General features: G+C 41.7%; 12 protein-coding genes. 9 read left to right on the forward strand and 3 right to left on the reverse strand.

Annotation, left to right across the window (positions count from 1 at the left end):
• Positions 1 to 284 precede the first annotated feature (284 nt).
• Together QE417_RS22040 and QE417_RS22045 are read left to right on the forward strand one after the other, a co-directional pair.
• Positions 285 to 4,376, forward strand: coding sequence for a two-component regulator propeller domain-containing protein (locus tag QE417_RS22040; protein ID WP_311953844.1), 4,092 nt, complete (start codon positions 285 to 287; stop codon positions 4,374 to 4,376).
• A gap of 496 nt (positions 4,377 to 4,872) precedes the next feature.
• Positions 4,873 to 6,093 (forward strand): hypothetical protein, encoded by a 1,221-nt coding sequence (locus tag QE417_RS22045; protein ID WP_311953847.1) that lies wholly within the window; start codon positions 4,873 to 4,875, stop codon positions 6,091 to 6,093.
• Positions 6,094 to 6,172: 79 nt separating this feature from the next.
• Here QE417_RS22045 and QE417_RS22050 read toward each other — a convergent pair whose 3' ends face one another.
• Positions 6,173 to 7,681: a DEAD/DEAH box helicase gene (locus QE417_RS22050; RefSeq protein WP_311953848.1), complete on the reverse strand. Its 1,509-nt coding sequence runs from the start codon at positions 7,679 to 7,681 to the stop codon at positions 6,173 to 6,175.
• A 311-nt stretch (positions 7,682 to 7,992) separates the two neighbouring features.
• Positions 7,993 to 11,151 (reverse strand): PAS domain-containing protein, encoded by a 3,159-nt coding sequence (locus QE417_RS22055; RefSeq protein WP_311953850.1) that lies wholly within the window; start codon positions 11,149 to 11,151, stop codon positions 7,993 to 7,995.
• A gap of 129 nt (positions 11,152 to 11,280) precedes the next feature.
• Between QE417_RS22055 and QE417_RS22060 the strand changes: the two genes are divergently transcribed.
• Positions 11,281 to 11,664 carry a response regulator transcription factor gene (locus QE417_RS22060; protein ID WP_311953852.1) on the forward strand — a complete coding sequence of 128 codons (384 nt, stop codon included), beginning with the start codon at positions 11,281 to 11,283 and terminating at the stop codon, positions 11,662 to 11,664.
• 776 nt (positions 11,665 to 12,440) lie between these two features.
• On the opposite strand, the gene QE417_RS22065 is transcribed toward QE417_RS22060, so the two are convergent.
• A complete protein-coding gene (locus QE417_RS22065; RefSeq protein WP_311953854.1) occupies positions 12,441 to 13,346 on the reverse strand; it encodes an AraC family transcriptional regulator in 906 nt (301 codons plus the stop codon).
• A gap of 396 nt (positions 13,347 to 13,742) precedes the next feature.
• Here QE417_RS22065 and QE417_RS22070 point away from each other — a divergent pair, with 396 nt between their 5' ends.
• From QE417_RS22070 to QE417_RS22095, 6 genes are all read left to right on the forward strand, one after another.
• Positions 13,743 to 14,543 (forward strand): SDR family NAD(P)-dependent oxidoreductase, encoded by an 801-nt coding sequence (locus QE417_RS22070; protein ID WP_311953855.1) that lies wholly within the window; start codon positions 13,743 to 13,745, stop codon positions 14,541 to 14,543.
• Positions 14,544 to 14,574: 31 nt separating this feature from the next.
• Positions 14,575 to 15,801 (forward strand): enolase C-terminal domain-like protein, encoded by a 1,227-nt coding sequence (locus QE417_RS22075; RefSeq protein ID WP_311953858.1) that lies wholly within the window; start codon positions 14,575 to 14,577, stop codon positions 15,799 to 15,801.
• A gap of 22 nt (positions 15,802 to 15,823) precedes the next feature.
• Complete coding sequence (locus tag QE417_RS22080; RefSeq protein ID WP_311953860.1) at positions 15,824 to 17,473, forward strand: sodium:solute symporter; 1,650 nt, start codon at positions 15,824 to 15,826, stop codon at positions 17,471 to 17,473.
• Positions 17,474 to 18,075: 602 nt separating this feature from the next.
• Positions 18,076 to 19,467: a SusC/RagA family TonB-linked outer membrane protein gene (locus tag QE417_RS22085; protein WP_311953863.1), complete on the forward strand. Its 1,392-nt coding sequence runs from the start codon at positions 18,076 to 18,078 to the stop codon at positions 19,465 to 19,467.
• On the forward strand, positions 19,427 to 21,349 hold the full coding sequence (locus tag QE417_RS22090; protein ID WP_311953864.1) for a SusC/RagA family TonB-linked outer membrane protein: 1,923 nt from the start codon (positions 19,427 to 19,429) through the stop codon (positions 21,347 to 21,349). Before QE417_RS22085 ends, QE417_RS22090 begins: the two co-directional genes overlap by 41 nt.
• Before the next feature lie 14 nt (positions 21,350 to 21,363).
• Entirely contained in the window at positions 21,364 to 23,277 is a 1,914-nt protein-coding gene (locus QE417_RS22095; protein WP_311954694.1) for a RagB/SusD family nutrient uptake outer membrane protein, read from the forward strand.
• The last annotated feature ends 12 nt before the right edge of the window (positions 23,278 to 23,289 follow it).

The following is a 23,289-nucleotide window of genomic DNA, read 5'->3' on the forward strand; positions in this document are numbered from 1 at the left end:
TTCAGAGAAAAAAACCAATTATAAATTTCAATCGATTACATAATTATTTGTAAGTGTGTGTTTGCGAACTGCCAAAACAGTACAAATTATTGTATTTGATACTGTCAAGTGTAGCTTCGGAATAGGCCGGAATATTTTTTTACGTAACTGCCGCATGTTACGTAAATCAGAACTGATTATATTTTCAATTAGACGCCATTAGGCGCAATTTTATGAGGATGAACGTTAAAATGCCATATCGGCCGAATAGTCTACGGAAAATAATTTTTCTTTTGGTGTCGGCCATGTTTTGTGTTTTTGCTGCAAAATCACAGCATATTAAAGCAAACTTTGACAAACACACCGTAAAAGATGGATTGTCTTCTAACACCGTTTACGATGTTATTAAAGATAAATATGGTTTTGTGTGGATAGCAACAGATGATGGTCTTAACCGTTTTGACGGCACTAATTTTACTTTTTACCGCAATAAAGACAATGACACCAGCAGTTTGAGAATAAATTATATCAGTAGTTTATACGAGGACAGCTTAGGGCAGTTATGGATAGGCACCAGCGGGGGCGGTTTTAGCCTGTATAATCGTAAAAAAGATGCCTTTTACAATTTTAATGTTACAATTGATAAAGAGTGGATTAGTGAGGCAATTACCGGGATGATGGAAGACAATAAGGGAAATCTTTGGATTACCTCTTTTGATGGGCTTTACCGGGTGCAACTTAAAACGCGGCAGGTTAAACATATACAAGTAAAGGGACTTAGGCAAACAGAGCCGATGTTGTGTATTTACAAGGATCATCGTCAGCGGTTGTGGATAGGTACGCAAAATGGACTTGTATTATTTGATGCAGTTAGCGGCAAAGTCACGCGCTTTTCACATAACGATAGTGACCCCAATTCGCTGGTTAATAACAATGTGTTAAGTATAACCGAAGATAATACCGGCAATATATGGGCCGGTACCCTTGATGGTTTAAGTATGCTTTCACCCAACTTGAAGAGCTTTCGAAATTACCGCAAATCTAATTCGTCTGCAGGTGGGCTGAGTAACAATTATATCCATGCAATTAAAGCCGATGATAAAAATCAGCTATGGATCGGTACCGACGGCGGATTGAATATTCTTGACATCAAAAATCAACAATTTACTGTATACCACCCTAACGAACGCAATAATGGCGGGATCAATAGCGAATCCATCCGTTCTATTTACTTTGATAATCATGGTATATGCTGGTTGGGAACTTACCAGGGCGGTTTAAATAAGTTCGACCGAAACTTTACGCACTTTAATCACAAGCAACGAAATGCTTTTGATCATCAGGGCCTGAGTGCTGCAGTGGTTACATCGTTTGCCGAAACTGCGGATAATAATGTGTTTGTTGGCACCGACGGAGGCGGGCTGAATTTGTTTCGTTCAAAAACAGGGGTGTTTGATCATATCAATATTACACCATCAAAAACCAATATCCGGCCTAAATTATCGATCATGGGCCTTGAAATGGCTAATCCACAAACGCTTTGGATTTCTACCTACTTTGATGGTTTATTCGCCTATAATCCTCAAAATGGCACTTACCGTCAATTTGTTAAAGAAAGAGCACCGTTGGGGCTAAGCAACAACAATATATTTTGTACACATTTAGACCGCAATGGAAACTTATGGATTGGTACAGATGGCGGCGGGGTTAATATGCTTGATAAGAAACAGCAAACTATTCGCTATTTTATAAATCCAAGCGGTAACTCAGAAGACTCCCGTTATCCTGCTAATAACGTTATCCGCACTATTGAAGAAGACGGATCAGGAAAAATATGGATCGGTACATTTGGTGCTGGTGTTTCTGTTTATGATCCTGATAGTAAGCGGTTTGTTACTTATAATAAAGGTAATAGCCAACTTCCTAACAACTATGTGCTAACTATACTTAAAGACCATAGCGGGCAAATTTGGGTGGGTACCAATGGTGGTGGTATCAGCCTGTTCAATCCTCAAACAGGTAAATTCCGTACTTTTTCGGAAAAGGATGGTTTGGCCAACGACATCGTTCATAAAATATTAGAAGATAAACAAGGTAAGATATGGGCCAGTACCAACCAAGGCCTCAGCAGCCTTGACCGGCAAACATTTGTTATCACTAATTATGATGCGCAAAATGGTCTGCAAAACAGTCCTTTTGTACTTGGCGCTGGTCTTGTATTAACCAATGGCGATATCTACTTCGGCGGGCAAAATGGTATCAATTACTTCTCACCATCCGATATTAGAAAAAACCTGCGGAAACCCGGAATAGCCCTGGTTAACCTTTATGTTGAAAACAAGAAGGTGCTTCCCGAAGAAAACGGGCCTTTAACCGAACCCATACTTTATGCCCGCAAAATTGAGATAAGACATAAACAAAGCTTTGCAATAGAGTATGTAGCACTCAATTATACCAACCCATCTCAAAACCAATACGAGTACAAGTTAAGAGGCTTTGATAAGGAGTGGATACGTGCGGGTAAAAGTCATAAAGCTTTATATACCAATCTTAGCCCCGGAACATATGAATTTCATGTACGTGCAATTAATAACGACGGTGTTTCAAATGAAAAAGCCAGGACGATTACGGTAGTGATTTTACCGCCTTTTTGGTTAACACCCCTGGCGTTTTTCTTTTACATTGCTATTGTAGCAGGCTTAATTTTTTACGTTCGTAAAAAGGAAATACGCAAGCTAAGGACTCAGTTTTTATTAGAACAGGAAAGGCAGCAGGCCAAACAAATGATAGAGCAGGAGCGCTCTGCTGCAGAGCATGCGCACATGCTTGACCAGATGAAGATCAAGTTTTTAACTAACCTGAGCCACGAATTCAGAACTCCGATCTCGCTCATTATGGGGCCTGTAGAAAATTTGCTGGCCGGAGATTCGCCCACACAGATCAAACCACAACTGGAGTTAGTTAGACGAAATGGTCGTCGCTTGCTGAACCTTGTCAACCAGCTTCTTGATTTTAGAAAAATGGAACAAGGTGAGCTAACGCTAAATCTCAGCGCTACAGATTTACGTGCCTTTTTAAAAGATACTACCGATTCATTTGTTGACATGGCAGAAAGGAAGGGAGTTGAATACAAAGTAAAACTACCTCAACATACCCTTAAAGCCTTGTTGGACGTCAATAAATTGGAGCGCATTCTTTTCAATCTGTTATCTAATGCTTTTAAATTTACTGATGAAGGAGGAAAAGTAACTATACAGATTAATGTTTTAACCGTTTCTAAAGACACCTTGAATCTTTTTTGCCAGATTAGCGACACGGGCATTGGCATAGCTGCAGAAGATTTACCTAATGTTTTCAACAGGTTCTATCAAACTGATAACAGTGCGGTAATTAACAATCAGGGATCGGGTATAGGCCTTTCTATTGCAAAAGAGTTTATTCGCTTGCATGGTGGTAACATTAAAGCTGAAAGCGAACCGGGATTAGGCAGTACCTTCAGTTTCGAGATACCATTAAGTATAGCCGTTAATGAGGTTCCGGTAGATCTTAACGATGATTTTATGCCTCAGCAAAATATTGAAGCGGAGGAGATGGAGCCAGCACAAAAAGAGTTGCCGCTTATTTTGATAATAGATGATGAGGCCGACTTTAGGTTTTATCTAAAAGAAAACCTAAAGCAATATTACCGTATTATTGAGGCACCCAATGGCCATAAAGGATGGCAGTTGGCACTTTCTATGCATCCCGACCTTATTATTTCGGATGTAAGTATGCCGGTTATGGACGGTATGGCACTAAGCAGAAAACTTAAAAAAGACAAACGAACGCTGCACATCCCGTTAATCGTGCTTACGGCATCAAATCAGGAAACAGACGAATTGATGGCGTTAGAATCTGAAGCAAATGATTTTATAACCAAGCCGTTTAACTTTGCCATATTGCAAACCAAAATTCGCAATCTGCTTGCTCTTAATGATAAGTTAAAGGCTACCTATTCCCGACTTATTAAGATAACGCTTGATGAGGTAGAAGTAGAGTCGGAAGAAGAAAAGTTTTTGAAGGCTGTGATGTTATACATCGAAAATAACCTGAATGATCCACAGTTGTCGGTAGACGGCATAAGCCGTGAATTTCGTATGAGCCGGGGCTCATTTTATAACAAGATATTGGAACTTACAGGCTTAGTCCCGGTAAAATTGATAAACTCGGTAAAATTAGAGAGAGCCGTACAACTCATTGAAAAAAGTGATTTGAACGTAGCGCAGATCGCATATCAGGTTGGATTTTCGGCACCGAATTATTTTTCAAAAGCCTTTAAAGAAAAATACCACATGTCTCCTTCTGAATATATTCAAAGCAACCGGAAACGTAGGGAAAAGCCCGTGGTCTCTAATTGATTAAACCAGTTACAGGCGCTTAAAATACAGATTTTCAATATCCGATTCTGATAATATCGGATTAACTTTCCTTTCACCCAGCTTTGTTTCTAAACGATGCGATGGTGATGCCTTTAACAATACTTTAGCTCAACAGAGTTCAACCCGAAAGTTATGCGCGGTGAAGTGCAGTCAAAACGCATACGTTTGGCCAGGTGAAGACTATCATTGCGTAACGCGGAGCAAGCCATGTTTTCGCTACGCTTAAACGGCTTGCTACTTAACAGGAAAAGTCTTGCGAAGGTTATGTTCGCACTTTGTTTAAACGAGTTTTAGAAATTTTATAACGTGATTTTCCATCACATAATCCCACCGAAATTGCATATCTTGTCTTATGCGTTTCCGGTTGATAGCACTGTATATTTTATGCCTGTTTGCGTGCCCTGCAACAGCCCAGGTTAATGTCACAATCGAACAAATAAATAAGATAAACATAATTGATGCCGGAGGGTATCTTATGGGCGGTTACCGGAATGAGTATGAACTTTTTTTGGAAAACGGCCAATGGCGCAGCTACCAGACCCGGGAAAAATACGACCGTCAAAATTTTAAACGCAAGAAGCCCGAAGAGTTTTTTGAGCACAAAGATTCCCTGATGCACCGCTTTATTAAAGCCGTGCCTCGGGATTCCCTAATACAATTTCTGAAATCCATATCAACGATAAGATCGAAGTTCGTTGCGACCGACCTAAAAGTTTCCATACCCATGCTCAAGCAGCAGATCGACACCGCGTACCTGAAATATCTCCCGGCAGATAAGCACGCCATCTTCCACTCATTTTACGATACCCCGCAGAAACTGAACACTATATTGGAGGCGCTTCAAAAAGGTGCATGGACAGATGACTGGCCTTTGGCAGCTATCGAAGTGATCAAAACCACAGGTGACACTATAAAAGTTCAAACCACGCGGCAGGTTGACTTTATGCTCCCATGGAAAGTCAATGGTACGCCAACCTATGATTTGAGCATCAACCGCTTCTTTATGACGGCAACGGGTTTGCTAAATCACCGCATGAACGGCAGAAATCTCGCAGGCAATGTTCAGGGCGAGGTTCAACACCGGTATGCTGCCAATGCCCTCGAAAGATTGCGGTGGGAAGAGATAGCACCTGCCAATACCGCCTATGTCAAACAGCATTTCGACATCATCAGGATTTCAAAAAGCAACGACCAAAGCTATTACGTGTTCAGGCCGTTAAGGTTAGCTAATAAAAAAGTAGTAATACACGGCACACTGGACATTACTAAAAAGGAGCAACTTCAAAAGCTTGTGAACTTTGCCGAAGACACCCTGCACCATTTCTTAAAAAAGCCAGCCTTTATGATGGATAGTTGCAAAAAAATACAAGGATGCGAGATAAGATTTGTGTTTACTTTAGGAGCATCCAATCATAGTGTATATACAATGTTTACACCTGAATTGGCTGCTTTCTTGAAAAAAATTGATGCCAGGACACTTGTTCCATTTACGATATACGCCGGGGAGCGTACCGAAGATAACTGGGTGGCATTACCTGACGGAAGATTTGTGCTGACTGCATATGTTGATGATAAAGGCATAGGCATCAACAGGTTCATTGCTCCAGATGGCGTAAAACAACGCAAATTTGTATTTATGGTATTCGACAACAGAGGTAAGCTGCTAAAAGCCCCATATTTATTTCAGGACAGATGATTTATATTAGTAGCTCAAACAGAATACATCATATATTCAATTTATACATATTTTAACTATTATTTTGAGGTTAAAATTATTAAACTGCTATTTTTTGTGTGAGCCTTTGAGCCATCACATCTTTGATCTGTTCTTCAAGTTTAGATTTATAATCTTCTTGTAACCACTCAAGATAGTTTTTGGTCGCTTTTCCCAGGCATTTACCGTATTGCTTTACACGCCAGGTAACTTCAGTTTCTAATTGAGCGGCCAAGGCAAGTGCCTCGGCAATGGTGTCGCTATTATCGGTACACATTTGCGCGTGTTGATCAATTGATGCAGCAATTATGGTGCTGGGCTTCCGTCCTGCTTCAATCGCTTCGTGATAAGCCTGTTGTACATCAAATGCAATCTCTAAGGTATTTGGAAACATGGATCGCATTTCCGAAGGCATTTTATGCGAATCATGACTGCTGTGTATTTGTATACTCTCATTATAGGCATCAGGATGATCAAACACAAACTGCCAGTCAACCGCGGCATTCCATTGGCCAAACCTGTCAACGTTATTTCCCAAATCAATAATGGTAAACGTTTTCTTTTTGGGTAAACGCCTGGAGCCGCGGCCAATCATTTGATGGTACAACGTTAATGATGTGGTTGCCCTGTTTAAAATGACAGTTTGTATGGTAGGTTCATCAAATCCGGTTGTCAGGATAGAAACTGATGTTAAAATAGCATTCTTAGTTTTTTTCAGCCATAGCAAAATATCCGCACGTTCTGTCGCAGTGGTTTCATTGTCCAGATGTTTGGCAGGATAACCGGCGTCGTTAAACATTTGGCAAACCGCCTTTGATGCAAAAATGCCATTATTGAAAATTAATACTTTTTTGTTTTTTGAATGCTCTTCATAAGCATGTAACAATAATTCAAGCATAGCCGGTGAGGCGTAAAGCTCATCTGATGTGGTGGTAGTAAAATCACCGTGAGTACCTGTTTGCAACGTATTCAACTCTACATCATAACGCCATGTTGTTGGCGCGGCTAAAAATCCGTTTTCAATAAGTGATTCAATACTTTCGCCAATAATCAGTTCGTCATAAGTCTTATACATCGGCAAACTGGCATCTGAGCTGTAAGGCGTTGCTGTAACACCAATAACACGGGCATTAGCAAATTTGTCTATCAGTTTCTGGAAAGAATTATGATGAGCTTCGTCTATAATCAAGAGTCCTATATCATCAATGTTTATATCTCCGGTTTCAATGCGATTTTTCAGCGTTTCAACCATGGCTACGTAACATTTAAACTCGTTAGTTTTCTTAACCCGTTTTACTTGACTATTGATTACCTTATTCACTATGCCGCATTTTTTCAAGGTAATGGATGTTTGATTGCAAAGCTCCTGCCGATGCGTTAATATCATAACATTTTGCTTATACTTTAGAATAAACTGGTTGGCGATTTCCGAAAATATGACTGTCTTTCCGCCGCCGGTAGGCAATTGATACAGCAGTTTATAAGTATTGGACACTTGTTCCATTTTAGTAAACAACTTGTTAAGATCATTGCGTTGATAATCGTAAAGCTGGGTATTACATTCAATCATTTTCTTTAAGGTAAATCAGTGTGTTTTATTAAAGATTAGTGCAGTTCAATGTTGCTATCAATTCAGGTTATATTTACTCTCAATCAATAATGTGGCCAAATCCTTCCGTTAAGTCATAAAGAATAGTATAGAGACACATCATGAACATTGCACTCCGCTTACTATAGTGTGTAAAACATTGCAGCGTTTACAAGCAAAAGGTTTAACCGTAGAAAATCAAGACCATGATCGAGCCAATGAGCCGTAATGCGTTTGGCTTCTTTAACAACCTGGCGGTTTTGATAATTGAAGTTGGGTTGAAAATTGTGGAACTATTGTTTGAAAGATGCCACATCAGGCAATTCAAACCAAAATGTTGACCCTTTACCAACTTCGCTTTTAACCGCTATTAAACCGCCATGCAACTGTATGATCTCTGAACTTAAATATAAGCCAATACCAAAGCCTGATATATGTTTGGCCAGCATTGATTCCACACGATAGTATCGGTCAAATATCCGCTTTTGATCTTCTTCGTTTATGCCCAATCCCTGATCTTGGACGCTTACCCGCACCTTATCCGCTATATGCTCACAATGAACGGATATGGGAGTGCCTTTGGGCGAATACTTAACCGCATTATTAATCAGGTTTGTAATAACTGATTCTATTTTGTCTTTATCGGCCTCCAGCATAACCTGCCCGCACTTTTCAAATCGTATGCGCGAGCCGGACATTGTTAGTTCAGCTTCGCCGATTACATCACCCAATAGTTCAGAAAGGTCGAACAGGGATTTTTCAAGCACCATTTTGCCTGACTCAAGTCGCGAAACGTTGAGAAAGCTGTTGATCATAGCCTCCATTTTTTTAACCTGTAAACCAGATTTTGTTATGGCATCCTGCAAAAATGGATCACCACTGTTTTTAAGCTTGATTGCCGTTACCTGTATAAGCGCCTTTAGAGACGTAAGCGGCGTTTTTAGCTCGTGGCTTGTAATACCAATAAAATCATTTTTGCGCTGTTCATCTTTCTTCTGTTCGGTAACGTCGAAAAGCACACCACTCAGGCGGGTGGCTCGATGCCGGTCATCAAATATAGCTTTCCCTTTAGCCCTCACTACACGGGGGCGCTCATCCAACGGGTTCAGTATGGTATAATGAATGTCGTAATTTCCGCCTGATGCGTAAGATACCGCGTCTTCAATACTTTTTGCAACCGCAGCCCGTTCCGGCTCAGCAATCGCTGCTATCGCTTTACTAAGTTCAATATCTTCATCAGGATCAAAACCGAACCATGATTTCGTAATTTCATTGCCAGCGAGTTTTCCTGTTTGCGGATTCAAATCCCAGGTGCCAAGCCCGGCTGCTTCTACCGCCAACTGCAGGTCGTCCTGGCTTATCTTCAGCGCTGCATTCAACATGGCCAAATTCTCATTAATTACAGTTTGCTGGTCATTGGCAGATTGCAGTTCTTCATTAGTTGCCGCAAGTTCTTCGTTGAGTTGCTGTACTTCTTCTCTTGCTTTTACCTGCGCGGTGAGGTCGATAGCGTTAACAATAACGCCAATAATATTGTTGTACGCATCGCGGTATGGCTGGTAAACAAAGTTCAGGTATAGCGTTTCAAGCCTATTATTACGTAGTAATTTTACCGGCCGCTCATTCGCTTCAATAGTTTCACCTGTTGTATATACCCGCTTTAGTAATTCTTCAATTCCCTGGCCTTTGGCTTCGGGCAACCCGTCAAATATCGGCTTTTTCATCAACGCTTGCCGCGGTTTACCCCATAGCTCAATTATCCGGTCATTTGCCACATCAACGATATGATCTGGCCCCATCAGGATGCCTTTGGATACCGGGGAACGCATGATGATGTTAAACAAGCTTTTTTGACTTTGTTCAGCCTGTAACTTAGCGGTCACAAGGTCGGTCACATCAGCCGCGGTGTTCATCACACCGTAAACATTACCCTTGTCATCAAAGAGTGGCGTAAAATCGTAATTAAAATAGAACGGCTTTAGTGCTCCGTCAATCATCAGATCGACCTGGTTATTCCGCGCGTGATAAGCCACACCTGTTCTGTAGACCTCAGCGAGCGCTTCATAAACACCGGTGCCGGCCAGTTCAGGCAATACTTCGGAGTAAGTTCTGCCGATTAAGTCTGAACCGCGGTTCCAGGTATCGATCAGGGCCTGATTAACCATCTCAATACACATTTCCCTGCCTGTGTAAACTGCGATTGGAAAAGGTGCGCTCTCCACCAGGCTGCGTATCTTTTGCTCACTGATGCCAAGTTGGTTTACAATCTCCTGCAAACTACGCTGGCTGATACTTAATTCCTCATTGGTTGCCGAAAGCTCCTCGTTCATGGCAGTCAGCTCCTCGTTTAGGGCCTGCTGTTCACGCTCGCTTTCTAAAAGTTTGTTAGTACGTTCCCTTACCTTTTCTTCAAGATTTTCATTCAATAAGGCAAGCTCGTCCTGCGCCTGTTTCAATTCTTCGTTGGTGGCGGCCATTTCTTCGTTGGCAGCCGTCAGCTCCTCATTGCCGGCCTGCAGTTTTTCAAATGCCTGTTGTAAACGGGCGTTCAACAGCCCGGCTTCCTGTGCGCTTATTTCCAGCATCTTGCGGGCAGTAACATGTTCGGTAACATCATACTTAAAGCTCAATATAGCGTTCACCTCACCATGTTCGTTACGCAGGGGCTGGTACACTACATTAAAATAATGATCACTGAGTTGGCCACCGTTTTCTGAAGCAAGTGGCACACATATCTCGGTATTGATGTAAGGTTCACCGGTACTATACACATTTTTAAGCGTGTGCCATATAGGCTTATCTGCAATCTCCGGAACGGCAGCCAGGAGCGGCATACCCATTACCTCGCGGTTCGGGAAAAGCTCTCGCTGGTATTGCGGGTTAATATAGGAGTACACCATGTCAGGGCCGCTGATGATAGCGATTTGCGCCGGAACGGAATGGAAGAGCATTTCCATCTGATGGCTCAGGTTTTCTGCATATATCTTTTTATTACGCTCCTGATCAACGGACACTCTCAGTATATTATTGTCGATTACCTGCGCCGACACGTTCCGGGTTTCATGGATAATATAAACTATATTGCCGTCAGCGTCTAACACCGGCTTGTGTACAGTATCCCAATGAGTTTCCTTTAAATTGCTGCTGTTGCTATGGTCGGGAACGTCGAACCGTGCCACTGGCATGCGATGTGCTATCCCGGTTGCCAGTACTTTTTCTAATGATGCGGCTATGTCGCCTTCCGCACCGTTCGCCCATTCCGGCACCTTTGGGAAAATATCGAATAAGTATTTGCCGGTGATTTCTTCGCGGCTTTTACCGGTAAGTTTCAAATAATCATCGCTGGCCGTAAGTATATAAAGCGCCGGTGAAAGCACCATGCAGCAGGTGGGAAGAGTTTCGAATACGCGCAAAGCAACAGGCGGCAGAGCCGGATTGCTGTTTGTTTTCATAAATGTGTAGACTGTAGATGTAAATCAATACAAAAATAAGTAAAAAACAAAAAAACTCTACCGGTATATTAGTAAGTAAAAAAATTAATGATTTATGTATTTTTGCAGGCTTTCCCTAATTAAATATTGATGAAAAAAAATAAAGTGTTGCTGGTGGAAGATAATGACGAGATCAGCTCGATTGTAAGTTGGTTACTGGAAGAGGAGGGTTACGCTGTTAATTCCACAACTCACCTGCCGGCAAAGCAACTTGCCGCATTTGAGCCAGACCTTATCGTACTTGACGAATGGCTTGCCGATATCGGTGGGCATATGCTATGCAAAGAGATCAAGGCCATGGCCGAGCTGGCACATGTACCGGTCATTATATTTTCCACAGCTACTGATATTGAAGAACTGATGGCAAGTTGCGGAGCCGACGGCTTTGTGCGTAAACCATTTGACCTGCAAGAATTGACCCGTGAGGTAGGCCGATTGTTGAATCCTCATAAAATTTCCGCCTCTTATAATTGAGAATCACATACGTTTGCAATTCACTCAAACTGCTCAACCGCTTGTGTAAACTATTCGATAAGCTATCCCCGAAGAAATCGTTAAAATGTATAAATCACTTAAGTGTTAATCATTGTTATGCTTAATGGAAAACGATGCGATTACACGATCTAATACTGTTTTAAAGTTACCGTTATAGCTACCTTTTACATTATTGTTGATCATGACTACTGTTGTGGTTTCTATCGTTTTTCCCTTTACAACGGATTGGTATCCTTTTCCTAATATCATTGAACGTTCCGCCAAAGGTATGCTGAGCTGCTTAGCCGGTATTTGTTGTTATTGTCCGGTTCATTAACCTGTTTTTCCAGCACTACCGGATGCTGAGGGTATTTCTTGAAGATGTATTTATTGACAGCTTTGGATGTCGCTTCAGTTCCGAATTCAATAATTATTCCCACCATTTTTTTTCTTTAACCGAGTTAAGATTCCATAGTCTGTCAAGCTTAACTTCAAATCTTCCAGTGTGTTGATTATCAAGAATTGAATAACTGAAACCGGAAGACTTAATTTACATTAAAGTCATGCGATTTTAGCAGCAACAAGATTTCCTCCGTCGACATGAAATTGATGGTCCAGGTGATCCCAAAATCAGGTTTAATCTTGGTTAACATTACACATGGCATAATATCAGCGATACTCAAGCCAGGTCGCCGTCTAAGATATTATTACAATTTGATCTAATAAATAATAGCCTCTCTTTACTAATGCAGCAAAAATGGATGACAAAATTTTAATCATTCAGTCTCCTTAGATGTAGTTTTGAAAGAAGCAACCTTATACTGCTCTGGCGAAACCCCCATATATTTTTTAAATACTCTTGAAAAATAATAAGGGTCATCATACCCCAGTTCAATAGCTACTTCCTTAATTTTTGATTCGTTTGAATAAAGCAACTGGCAGGCCTTTTGCATTTTTATATTAATGAAATAGTCCATTGGCGGCATTCCGGTCGATTTTCTAAACAGGGTTGAAAAATGAGAGCTTGACATTTTATGGTGAGAAGCCATATCATCAATGGATAGTTTTTTATGCAAATTATCACGCATGTGCCTGATGGTTAATGTGGTAAGGTCGGTGCTTTCTTCTTTGGCAACAGGTATATGTTTTTCGGGGAATAAGAAAGTAGCTACAAAACTGTAAAGACAAAAGCTGGTATTACATAGATTTTCTTTACTGTAACCCAACTCAAGGCTTTGGCACATATCATTCCAAAGCTCAATACCTTTGGCGTTAAATGGTATTGGTACCGGGCCTTTATGCTGATCAATATTTAAAAAGCTGTTAAACGTTTTAAGGTTTTCGCCATTAAAATGTACCCAATATATGGTCCATGGGTCTTCGGCATCAGCCCAGTACCTTATACATTGTTCGGTAGCCGGAATTATGGTGTACTGGTTGGCAGTAAGTTGGTATCTTTTATCGCCTATTACATAATTGCCTTTGCCATTAAGGCAATAGAACACAATATTATCTTCGCAGCCTTTACGCCATTCGCGGTAATGGCCGTATGCTTTCGGGAAAAAACCAATATGTGCTACATAGATCTGAAAAAATCCCGGCTCCCTGGTGAAAAATTCTTTATAAACTTTCGGAGGTAAATTGATCAATACCTCTCCTTCAAAGCCATCCCGTTTTTTCATTGTAATTGGTTAGTATAACTGGTGGTAAATTAAAGCATTTTACATTAAAAGCTTTATATGATAAATATAGATAGTATACTGCGTTAATAAAAATAGTATTGAAGAGCAATAGGGGATGAATTCATCAACTACTAAATTTTTTATGAAATTTTATAGCAAGAAGAATAATCCATCAAAATCAAAGTATTAGCTATTAAAATAGCCCCTTGCAGATTTTAATTTTGGAGCAATGGTGCCCACTTACCAATTAACGGGAGCCAGTTATAAATCGCATACCACTTACTTTTAATGTTAAATACTGTCAGGCGTGTTTTACCTGAATTTGAACCGCTTTTTGCGTTTAAATACAGTTTAATAAACATTGTATGAGTAACGGGCGATTTTGAGAACCATTATATGAATACAGATTTATTAGCGGGCAAAGTGGTGCTTTTAACAGGAGGCACCGAAGGTATTGGATTTGAATGCGCAAAAGTATATAATGCAGCCGGTGCAAAGGTTTGTATTATTAGCAACAGTCTTCAAAGTTTAAACCAGGCTAAAAACAATTTACATAACCAGGGTATACATTATGTATGTACCGATATTTCGGTAGCTGATGAAGTGCAAGCTGCGATAGAGGAAACCATAATGGTTTTTGGTAAAATTGATATTGTTCATAATAATGCCGGCATATCAAATCCTTCGAGCACACTTTGCGAAACAACAGATGACGAGTGGAACAGGCTATTTGATGTAAATGTTAAAGGCATCTACCACACTACTAAATACGCTATAGATCAGCTTATAAAAAACCGTGGCGTTATTTTAAACACGGGCAGCCTGGTTGGCGAAATAGGGCAGGAGCGCCACGCAGCATACACGGCAACTAAGGGCGCTATAAGTGCCTTAACCAAATCTATGGCGCTTGATTACGCAGCCAGCGGCATACGCGTAAATGCGGTAGCACCGGCCGGTGTGTGGACGCCGATGCTACGCAGTTGGAGTCATCAGCAAATTAATAAGCATGAAATTGAAGATTATTTAGATAACATTCATGCGCTTGGCTATTGCCCCAACAGCGATGTAATTGCAGATGCTTGTCTTTTTCTTGTTTCAGATCAGGCACGTTTTATCACTGGGTGCGTGCTGCCGGTAACCGGTGGTGCCGAACTGGGCTATCGAAAAATTTTGCAGCCTAATCAGGCAAGTGTATAATAATCCTATTTAAAATCAGAACATATTTTTCATGATAAAAAAGATAGTCATCGATGATAAAAGGTATCGTTTAGATGGTGATGCCGGAAGTGATGCTGTTCACCGCGATCCTGTTTACTCATATGCAGTCACCCAACTGGTAGATGATAATGGCTATACCGGCACAGGGCTGGCCTTTACTTTAGGTGTCGGAAACGAGCTGGTATGCCAGGCTGCCAAGTATTATGCCGAGCAATTAGTTGGTAAGGATATTGAAGAATTGATGGCCGATTTTGGAAGCTTTTTTAATAAGCTATCTAACGATCAGCAGTTCAGATGGCTGGGGCCGCATAAAGGTGTTGTTCAACTTGCATTGGCATCGGTAACAAATGCTTGTTATGATTTATGGGCAAAACGCAGAGGCGTTCCGTTGTGGAAATTACTTACCGGTTTATCACCTGAGCAAGTTGTGGCCACACTTGATCTTACTTATCTCGAAGATGAACTCACCAGGGCCGAAGCTGTGGATCTCCTCACAACCATGCAGAAAGGTGCCGACAGCCGGAAAAGTATTTTGAAAACAGGGTACCCCGGCTATGATACATCAGTAGGGTGGTTTAATTACAGCGATGAAAAAGTGCGCGACAATTGTAAGAAAGCGGTGGATGCAGGGTTTACAGCATTAAAGCTTAAGGTAGGTTCTGAAGATTTTGAGCGCGATATACGCCGGGCCAACCTGGTGCGCGAGGTTGCAGGTGATGAGGTAAAAGTAATGCTTGATGCCAACCAGCAATGGAATTTACCACAAGCCACTTATATTTGTAAGCAGCTTACAAATATGAATCCGTATTGGATTGAAGAACCAACTCACCCTGACGATGTTATAGCACATCAGATACTTGCAAAAACCATTGCACCTGTAAAACTTGCCCTGGGCGAACATGTGCCTAACAAAATTATTTTCAAAAATTATCTGCAGGCCAAAGCAGCATCATTTATCCAGGTAGATGCCGTACGGGTTGGTGGGGTAAGTGAGTTTATTACAGTTAGTTTGTTATGTAAAAAGTACGGCATACCCGTGGTACCTCATGTGGGCGATATGGGGCAAATTCACCAACACCTGGTTTTGTTTAATCATATATCGATGGGGCATGAGGCCTTATTTCTGGAGCATATACCACATTTGAAAAAATATTTCCTTCATCCGGCAAATGTGGTAAACGGCGTATACCAAACGCCTGTGGAGCCAGGCAGCAGCAGCGATTTGTTGCCATCTTAAAAGCATTAGCATATCAAGCAACATGATAAACAGCATCGACGGTGTAATAAGCTTAATATATATTATCGCCATATTTATAATTGGTCTGTGGGCGGGCATCAGGCACAAAGCCAAAAGTAACGGAAGCTCCGCTAATGAATATTTTTTAGCTGGCAAAACCCTGCGCTGGCCTATGATTGGTTTGGCGCTATTTGCTACCAATATTTCATGTATACATTTGGTGAGTTTGGCTCAGAGCGGGTTTGACTCTGGATTGCTTAACGGCAATTTCGAATGGATGGCTTCGTTTACGCTGATTTTGCTGGCAGTATTTTTTGTTCCATTCTATCTCAAATCAGGCGTATCCACGCTGCCCGATTTTTTAGAAAAAAGATATGACCGCGCCAGTCGCGATTGGTTGGCAATTGTATCGGTTGCTTCGGCCATAATAATACATATTGCCTTTTCGTTATTGGCCGGGGGGATTGTGTTGCAAACGCTTTTAGGGATTAATATGTATTATAGCGTTATTGCTATCGCCATCATCACTGCTGTTTACACTATAGTTGGCGGATTAACTGCCGTAGTGGTTACAGAATCCATACAAACGGTGGTGCTGCTCGCCGGCGCTATAATTATGAGTTTGGTTGCTTACAACAAAATGGGTGGTTGGCAACCCATGGTAAACGTGCTCGAGCAAACCAACCAGTTGCAAAAACTGTCAATGATGCGCCCTCACGGCGATGCAAGTGGCTTGCCGTGGTATGCCGTGTTTTTGGGCTATCCTATATTAGGTATTTGGTATTGGTGTGCCGATCAAACTATTGTACAAAGAGTTTTAGGCGCTAAAGACGAAAATCATGGCCGTGCAGGCTCACTGTTTTGCGGTTTCATGAAAATTTTGCCGGTGTTTATTTTTGTTATGCCCGGTTTATTTGCCTGGACCTTGTATAAAACCGGACAGCTAAATATTGATAGTTTAAAGGTAATACACGAGGGCAAAGAAACAATTAACAGCAAAGGAATATACACCCTGATGATCTTACAGCTTGTGCCCAAGGGACTGGCCGGTATACTTGTGGCTGCGTTATTGTCGGGTTTAATGAGCCAGATATCTGGGGCTTTAAACTCCATATCAACTTTGGTAAGTTATGATATGTATAAACGCTGGCGCCCTCAGGCTACTGATGATTCATTAGTGAAAGTGGGAAAGATAGCTGCCGGTGCTTCACTGGTTTTTTCATTATTGCTCTTGCCGCTTCTCAACCGGTACGAAAGTATTTTTAACGGATTGAATGATATTATTGCGCACATTGCTCCGCCCATTACCTGCGTTTTTTTACTCGGGGTGTTTTGGAAAGGGGCATCCGCTCAATCGGCAAAACTTACACTATACCTGGGTTCGGCCTTGGGCGTGTTGGTTTTTATAACCGGAAAGGTTTTTCCGGCATCGCTTATAGGTCAAATACCATTTATGGTAATGGCGTTCTATTTATTTTGCGTTTGTGTGGCCATTCAGGTTGTTACGGCAAAGCTTTACCCTGTAGTTTATAGTCCGCAAAGCGAGGTGCTGTATTGGCAATCGCCATTTGAAGCGCTTAAATCTCCGGGATGGAAAGGTATAGGCAATTACAAGTTTTTGTCGGTTATGCTTATCGTTATCATGTCGGTTCTATTCTGGATATTCCGGTAAGTATTTTCAATCAACTCTCCAATATATTTATCAAATAAGGAGCCTTACAGGTCCTGAATTAATCGTTAGGTAAATTGCTTTAATGGTTGGTTTATTTAGTAGTAAAATACATGCTATTTTTAATTATAGAAAGCACTTGCCCGTGTGATGTTGCTTTTTTACTATCCACGGATGGATTGTTCTTATAGCGCTTGTGTTTAAAATAGTAGAATTATCCATCAACTTTGGTGATTAATCCATTTTTGAGCAATAGATTACTCTCTAAATTTAGGGTACCAATTATAAACAAACATAAAATTATGAAAGTAAACATTTACGCTTACCAGGTAAGTTCCATGTACGCTATTTTAGCCTCAACATCCTGAGCATTAGCAAAATCCTAATCAGTTTTTCCAAAAAAAAGTAAGGTGACTTGATCATCTTAAAGCTTATTTAAACAGCAGTATTACTGCGTAAACAATGTGCTTAAAAGGCCGGTGGCATTGCTATGCCTTTGGCAGAAATCATGCAGTAGTTTAAGTAAGCCAGGAAGCGGTTAGTCTCTTGCGTTAATGCAGTTTGTCGAACAAGCGTATCATCCCCTAAAAGATTTTATTAACAAGATGAAGAAACAACTACAAAAGTGTTGTATTACACCCCATTTTAAAAAGCAAAGTATGCGCTTTGCTTTGATGTGTAGTGTTTTACTGGTATTACTGTCAATTGGCTATACAGGTAAAAGCTATGCCCAAACCGGGAACAAAATTTTAATAACAGGTACTGTAACAGATTCAACGGGCACTAAAATAAGTGGAGCAACCATTAATGCCGTTAATCAAAAAAATGTTGGCGCTGTTACTGATGCCAACGGCTACTTTAGCCTTAATGTAGCTCCGGGCACAGTACTCCGCATAAGTATAATAGGTTATACACCGCAAACAGTAACCGTATCAGCCAATAACAAGGTACTATCGATAGCCTTGGTGTCAACCGCAACTCAAACAGGTGAGGTTGTGGTAACAGCTTACGGACGTAAACAACGAAAAGAAGCCGTTGTAGGCTCTGTAACCACTGTGCAGCCGGGCGAACTCAAAATACCCGCCAGTAACTTAACCAATGCCTTGGCCGGTCAGGTAGCTGGTATTATAGCGTATCAACCCAGCGGTCAGCCGGGGCAGGACAACGCCTCGTTTTTTATCAGGGGCGTAACTACGTTCGGCTATAAGCGCGACCCATTGATTTTAATTGATAACGTAGAATTATCAACAAGCGACCTTGCCAGGCTGCAGGTTGATGATATAGCCAGTTTCTCGATATTAAAGGATGCAAGTGCTACGGCATTATATGGCGCCAGAGGTGCCAATGGTGTAATATTAGTTACCACCAAAGAAGGTAAGGTAGGCAAGGCAGCCATCAATTTCAGGGTTGAAACCTCCACGTCTCAATCTGTTAAAAACCTTCAACTGGCTGATCCTATTACTTACATGCGTTTGTTTAACGAGGCCACCATTACGCGCGATCCGTTAAGCCCGCTTCCGTTTACTCAAAATAAAATCATCAATACCCAGGCTACTCTTAACAACGCGCCAGGAAGCAACAAATATGTTTATCCGGCGGTTGACTGGCTTAACATGCTCTTTAAAAAACGCACTACAACACAGCGTGCCGATATGAGTGTAAGTGGTGGCGGCGGTGTAGCTCGTTATTATGTATCTGGCTCGTATAATATTGACCACGGTATACTGCGCCAGGACATTAACAACAATAACGATAACAATGTTAAGTTTCGCAACTACCAGATACGCTCAAACGTAAATGTTAACCTTACCAAAACTACCGAAATGGTGGTAAGGTTATCAGGCACATTTAATGATTATAATGGCCCGCTTACCAGCGATGCGTCCTTTTCTACTGATTTATATAATATAGCCATGCATACCAGCCCGGTATTGTTTCCGGCTTATTACGAACCCGATGCTGCTAACCAAAAAAACCCAGCACATACTTTTTGGTAATGCGCTTGCACCTGGCAGCAGCGGTCAATCAAATGCCATTGCCTATGTAAACCCGTATGCCTCATTACTACGCGGACATAAAAACTTTTCACAGTCGCGTATGTCGGCTCAGTTGGAATTAAACCAGGACCTGAAATTTATTACGCCCGGGCTTAATGTTCATGGCTTATTTCACACCAACAGGTATTCGTACTTCGAGTCGTCAATGGGCTACTCGCCATTTTACTACAATATTGGCAGTTATGATAAGTTAAGCAACGTTTACACCTTATCATGGTTAAACTCACAGCCCGGAGCAGCTACAGAGTATCTGGCTTACAATAATGACCCTAAAACAAGCAGCTTAAATACTTATGTGTTTTTTCAGGGTGTAATTGATTACAGCCGCAGGTTTGGCAATCATAACGTAAGCAGTTCTTTAATTGGTACACAGCAGCAAACCTTATACGGTAATGCAGGTACGCTATTTAACTCATTGCCCTATCGTAACCTAACCTTAGCGGGCCGCGCTACCTACTCGTACAAAAGCCGTTACTTTTTAGAGTTTAACTTTGGTTATAATGGTACCGAGCGCTTTTCAAGCAATAACAGGTATGGGTTTTTTCCAACCATTGGCGGCTCTTGGATAGTGTCTGAAGAAAAGTTTTGGGGTAATAAGTTATACGATGTAATTTCTCGAATGAAGCTTCGCGCCAGCTATGGTCTTGTTGGCAACGACCAGATCGGCTCTCAGCGTTTTTACTACCTATCTGATGTTAATTTAAACGGCGGCAACCCGGCAACCTTCGGTACTAATAATGGATACACCCGTAATGGGGTAGTAATTAATAACTATTCAAATACGGATATTACCTGGGAAACTTCGCGCCAGTTAAACCTGGGTATGGAGTTAACGCTGTTTAAAAACTTAAACTTAGTTGCCGAGGTTTACAAATACCACCGGTATAATATTTTGCAAACACGTACCGCCATTCCTACCACGGTTGGGTTGGAATCAAGCGTGAGCGCGAATTTTGGTACGGCAAACTCAAAAGGTATCGATCTGCAGGCTGATTATAAACAAACGTTAAGCAAAAGTTTATGGTTGCAGGGCAGGGGTAACTTTACGCTGGCATCAACTAAGTATGACAAGTACGAAGAGCCCCAGTACAATGAGGCTTACCGCTATCAATCGGGCCAGTATATTAACCGCAACTATGGCTATATAGCCGAGCGTTTGTTTGTTGATGATGTTGAAGCACGTAACTCGCCAACCCAGATATTTTCGAGTAATGGTGTTGCACCCCAAGGGGGCGATATTAAGTACCGCGATTTAAATGGCGATGGTAAAATTGATGGTGCCGACCAAACCTTTATCGGCTTTCCAACCGTTCCGCGCATAGTTTATGGCTATGGCTTATCGTCGGGCTATAAAAACTTTGACCTATCGGCATTCTTCCAGGGACAGGCACAAGTATCTTTCTTCATCGACCCGAGCCGTACAAGTCCGTTCATTCAAAGCCCTGATGCAGCTTACGCAAGCGGCAACACCCAGTTGCTGAAAGCCTTTGCCGACGACCATTGGTCTGAAGATAATCAAAACCTGTATGCTCAATACCCACGCCTGGGTGTAAACGGTGCACAGATTGAAAATAACCGTCAAAACAGTACCTGGTGGATGCGCAGCGGTAGCTTCATGCGGTTAAAGTCGTTAGAAATTGGCTACACGCTTCCGCAGCGCATAGCGCAAAAAATGAAGATGACCAAGTGCCGTATTTACTTCAACGGATTAAACTTATATACCTGGAGCCCTTTCAAGCTTTGGGACCCGGAAATAGGAGGCAATGGCTTTGCATACCCTATTCAAAAGGTGTTTAACATTGGTCTTAATGTTAACTTATAATAACAGCATAAGTGATGAAAATAAAGGATAAAATTCAAATAGTGTGTTTGGCGGTGAGTTTGCTGTTAGGCACTTCCTGTAAAAAGTATCTTGATGTGGCCCCCGATAATACCGGCACCCTCGAGTATGCTTTCAGAAACCGTAACGAGGCCGAAAACTACCTGTTTACTTGCTATGCTACGTTACAGCAATTTTACGATGTATCGGCCAATGCCTCTTTCGTAACCTCGGGCGAAATAATTTACCCCAACAACCTCTCTAAGCATCCGCTTAACGAAACGGGCTTTAATTTACTGCGCGGAACGCAAACGAGCAGTAATCCCGGGTTAAACTGGTGGGACGGTGAAAATCACGGGCAATCGATATTCAGGGCGTTAAGACGCTGTAATATCATGCTCGAAAACATCAACAACCCGGTTGATTTAACCGAGACAGAAAAAAGACGCTGGATTGCCGAAGTGAAGTTTTTAAAGGCTTACTATCATTTTTACCTGGCGCGCATGTATGGACCAATTCCGCTCATTAAAAATAACTTGAACATTACCGATGATATTCAAAGTATGAAGGTGAAGCGTGAAACCATGGACAACGTATTTGCCTACATCGTATCATTATTGGATGAAGCCGCGCCCGATCTGCCAGCTGTAATTGGTAACCAGGCGCAGGAGTTGGGCCGAATAACCCGTTCCATAGCCTTATCAGTAAAGGCAGAAGTGCTTGTTACGGCAGCAAGCCCGTTGTTCAATGGTAACGCCGATTATACCAGTCTTAAAAACAAAGACGGGCAGGCCTTATTCTCGCCATATAATGCTCAAAAATGGCAAGTGGCGGCTGATGCATGCAAGGCGGCTATAACCGAGTGCGAGGCTCGCGGTGCTAAGTTATATACATTCATTGCACCCGCCAATATCACAAAACTACCCGATTCGTTACGTACGGTTTTAACACTGCAAAACGCTGTTACCGAGAAATGGGAATTAAACTCCGAATTGATCTGGGCATTAAATCCCACGTTTCCGTTCCAGGGGTATGCAACACCGCGTATGACCTCTAAGTCGGCCATTAATATATTTTCAAACCCTTCAACCTTTGCGGTGCCGTTGGCTATGCAGGAAACGTTTTATACTGATAAAGGCGTGCCTGTAAGTGAAGATAAAACCTTTGATTACGCTAACCGGTACAGCATTAAAACCGGCGACAATGCGAGCCGCTTTTACATAGCTAAAGACTATGCTACCGTTAAAGAACATTTTAACCGCGAGCCTCGCTTTTATGCCAGCCTTGGTTTTGATGGCGGCATTTGGTTTGGTAACGGTAAAGTTGATGTTAACGATATGTACCACGTAGAAGCACGTGGCAATAAATCGTTAGCTGGTCCTAAAGATTTAAACACCTTGAACATAACCGGTTATTGGCCTAAAAAGCTTGCCAATTATTTATCCGTTTATGATGATGGTTTTCAGGAGCAAAGCTTCCGTTTACCTTTAATTCGTTTGTCGGGTTTATACCTGCTTTACGCCGAAGCACTTAATGAAGTAAGCGGCCCCACAGCCGAGGTTAACACTTATGTTGACCGTGTAAGGGCCCGTGCAGGCTTAAAAGGAGTTCAGGAATCGTGGACGTCTTTCTCAAACAATCCATCAAAGTATACCACAAAAGACGGCATGCGCCAGATTATACACCAGGAGCGCCGCATCGAGCTTTGTTTTGAAGCCCAAAGCGGTTGGGATTTGCGCCGTTGGAAAGAGTTGCAAAACATACTAAGCGTACCCATGCAAGGCTGGAACATATATGAAGAACAGGCAGTTAATTATTACAAACCCAACACGGTGTTTGTATCGGTATTCGGTTTAAGAAACTACCTGTGGCCTATAAAAGACAACGATTTAATTATAAACAGTAACCTGGTACAAAATCCTTACTGGTAGTATTATTAATTA

Origin of the sequence: Mucilaginibacter terrae (assembly GCF_031951985.1) — a bacterium.
GTDB classification, from domain to species: Bacteria; Bacteroidota; Bacteroidia; order Sphingobacteriales; family Sphingobacteriaceae; genus Mucilaginibacter; species Mucilaginibacter terrae_A.

Coding starts and splice junctions, on each gene's coding strand:
- QE417_RS22040 (WP_311953844.1), top strand. CDS start 285: ATGTTTTGTGTTTTTGCTGCAAAATCACAGCATATTAAAGCAAACTTT.
- QE417_RS22045 (WP_311953847.1), top strand. CDS start 4,873: ATGGGCGGTTACCGGAATGAGTATGAACTTTTTTTGGAAAACGGCCAA.
- QE417_RS22050 (WP_311953848.1), bottom strand. CDS start 7,681: ATGATTGAATGTAATACCCAGCTTTACGATTATCAACGCAATGATCTT.
- QE417_RS22055 (WP_311953850.1), bottom strand. CDS start 11,151: ATGAAAACAAACAGCAATCCGGCTCTGCCGCCTGTTGCTTTGCGCGTA.
- QE417_RS22060 (WP_311953852.1), top strand. CDS start 11,281: ATGAAAAAAAATAAAGTGTTGCTGGTGGAAGATAATGACGAGATCAGC.
- QE417_RS22065 (WP_311953854.1), bottom strand. CDS start 13,346: ATGAAAAAACGGGATGGCTTTGAAGGAGAGGTATTGATCAATTTACCT.
- QE417_RS22070 (WP_311953855.1), top strand. CDS start 13,743: ATGAATACAGATTTATTAGCGGGCAAAGTGGTGCTTTTAACAGGAGGC.
- QE417_RS22075 (WP_311953858.1), top strand. CDS start 14,575: ATGATAAAAAAGATAGTCATCGATGATAAAAGGTATCGTTTAGATGGT.
- QE417_RS22080 (WP_311953860.1), top strand. CDS start 15,824: ATGATAAACAGCATCGACGGTGTAATAAGCTTAATATATATTATCGCC.
- QE417_RS22085 (WP_311953863.1), top strand. CDS start 18,076: ATGAAGAAACAACTACAAAAGTGTTGTATTACACCCCATTTTAAAAAG.
- QE417_RS22090 (WP_311953864.1), top strand. CDS start 19,427: ATGCTGCTAACCAAAAAAACCCAGCACATACTTTTTGGTAATGCGCTT.
- QE417_RS22095 (WP_311954694.1), top strand. CDS start 21,364: ATGAAAATAAAGGATAAAATTCAAATAGTGTGTTTGGCGGTGAGTTTG.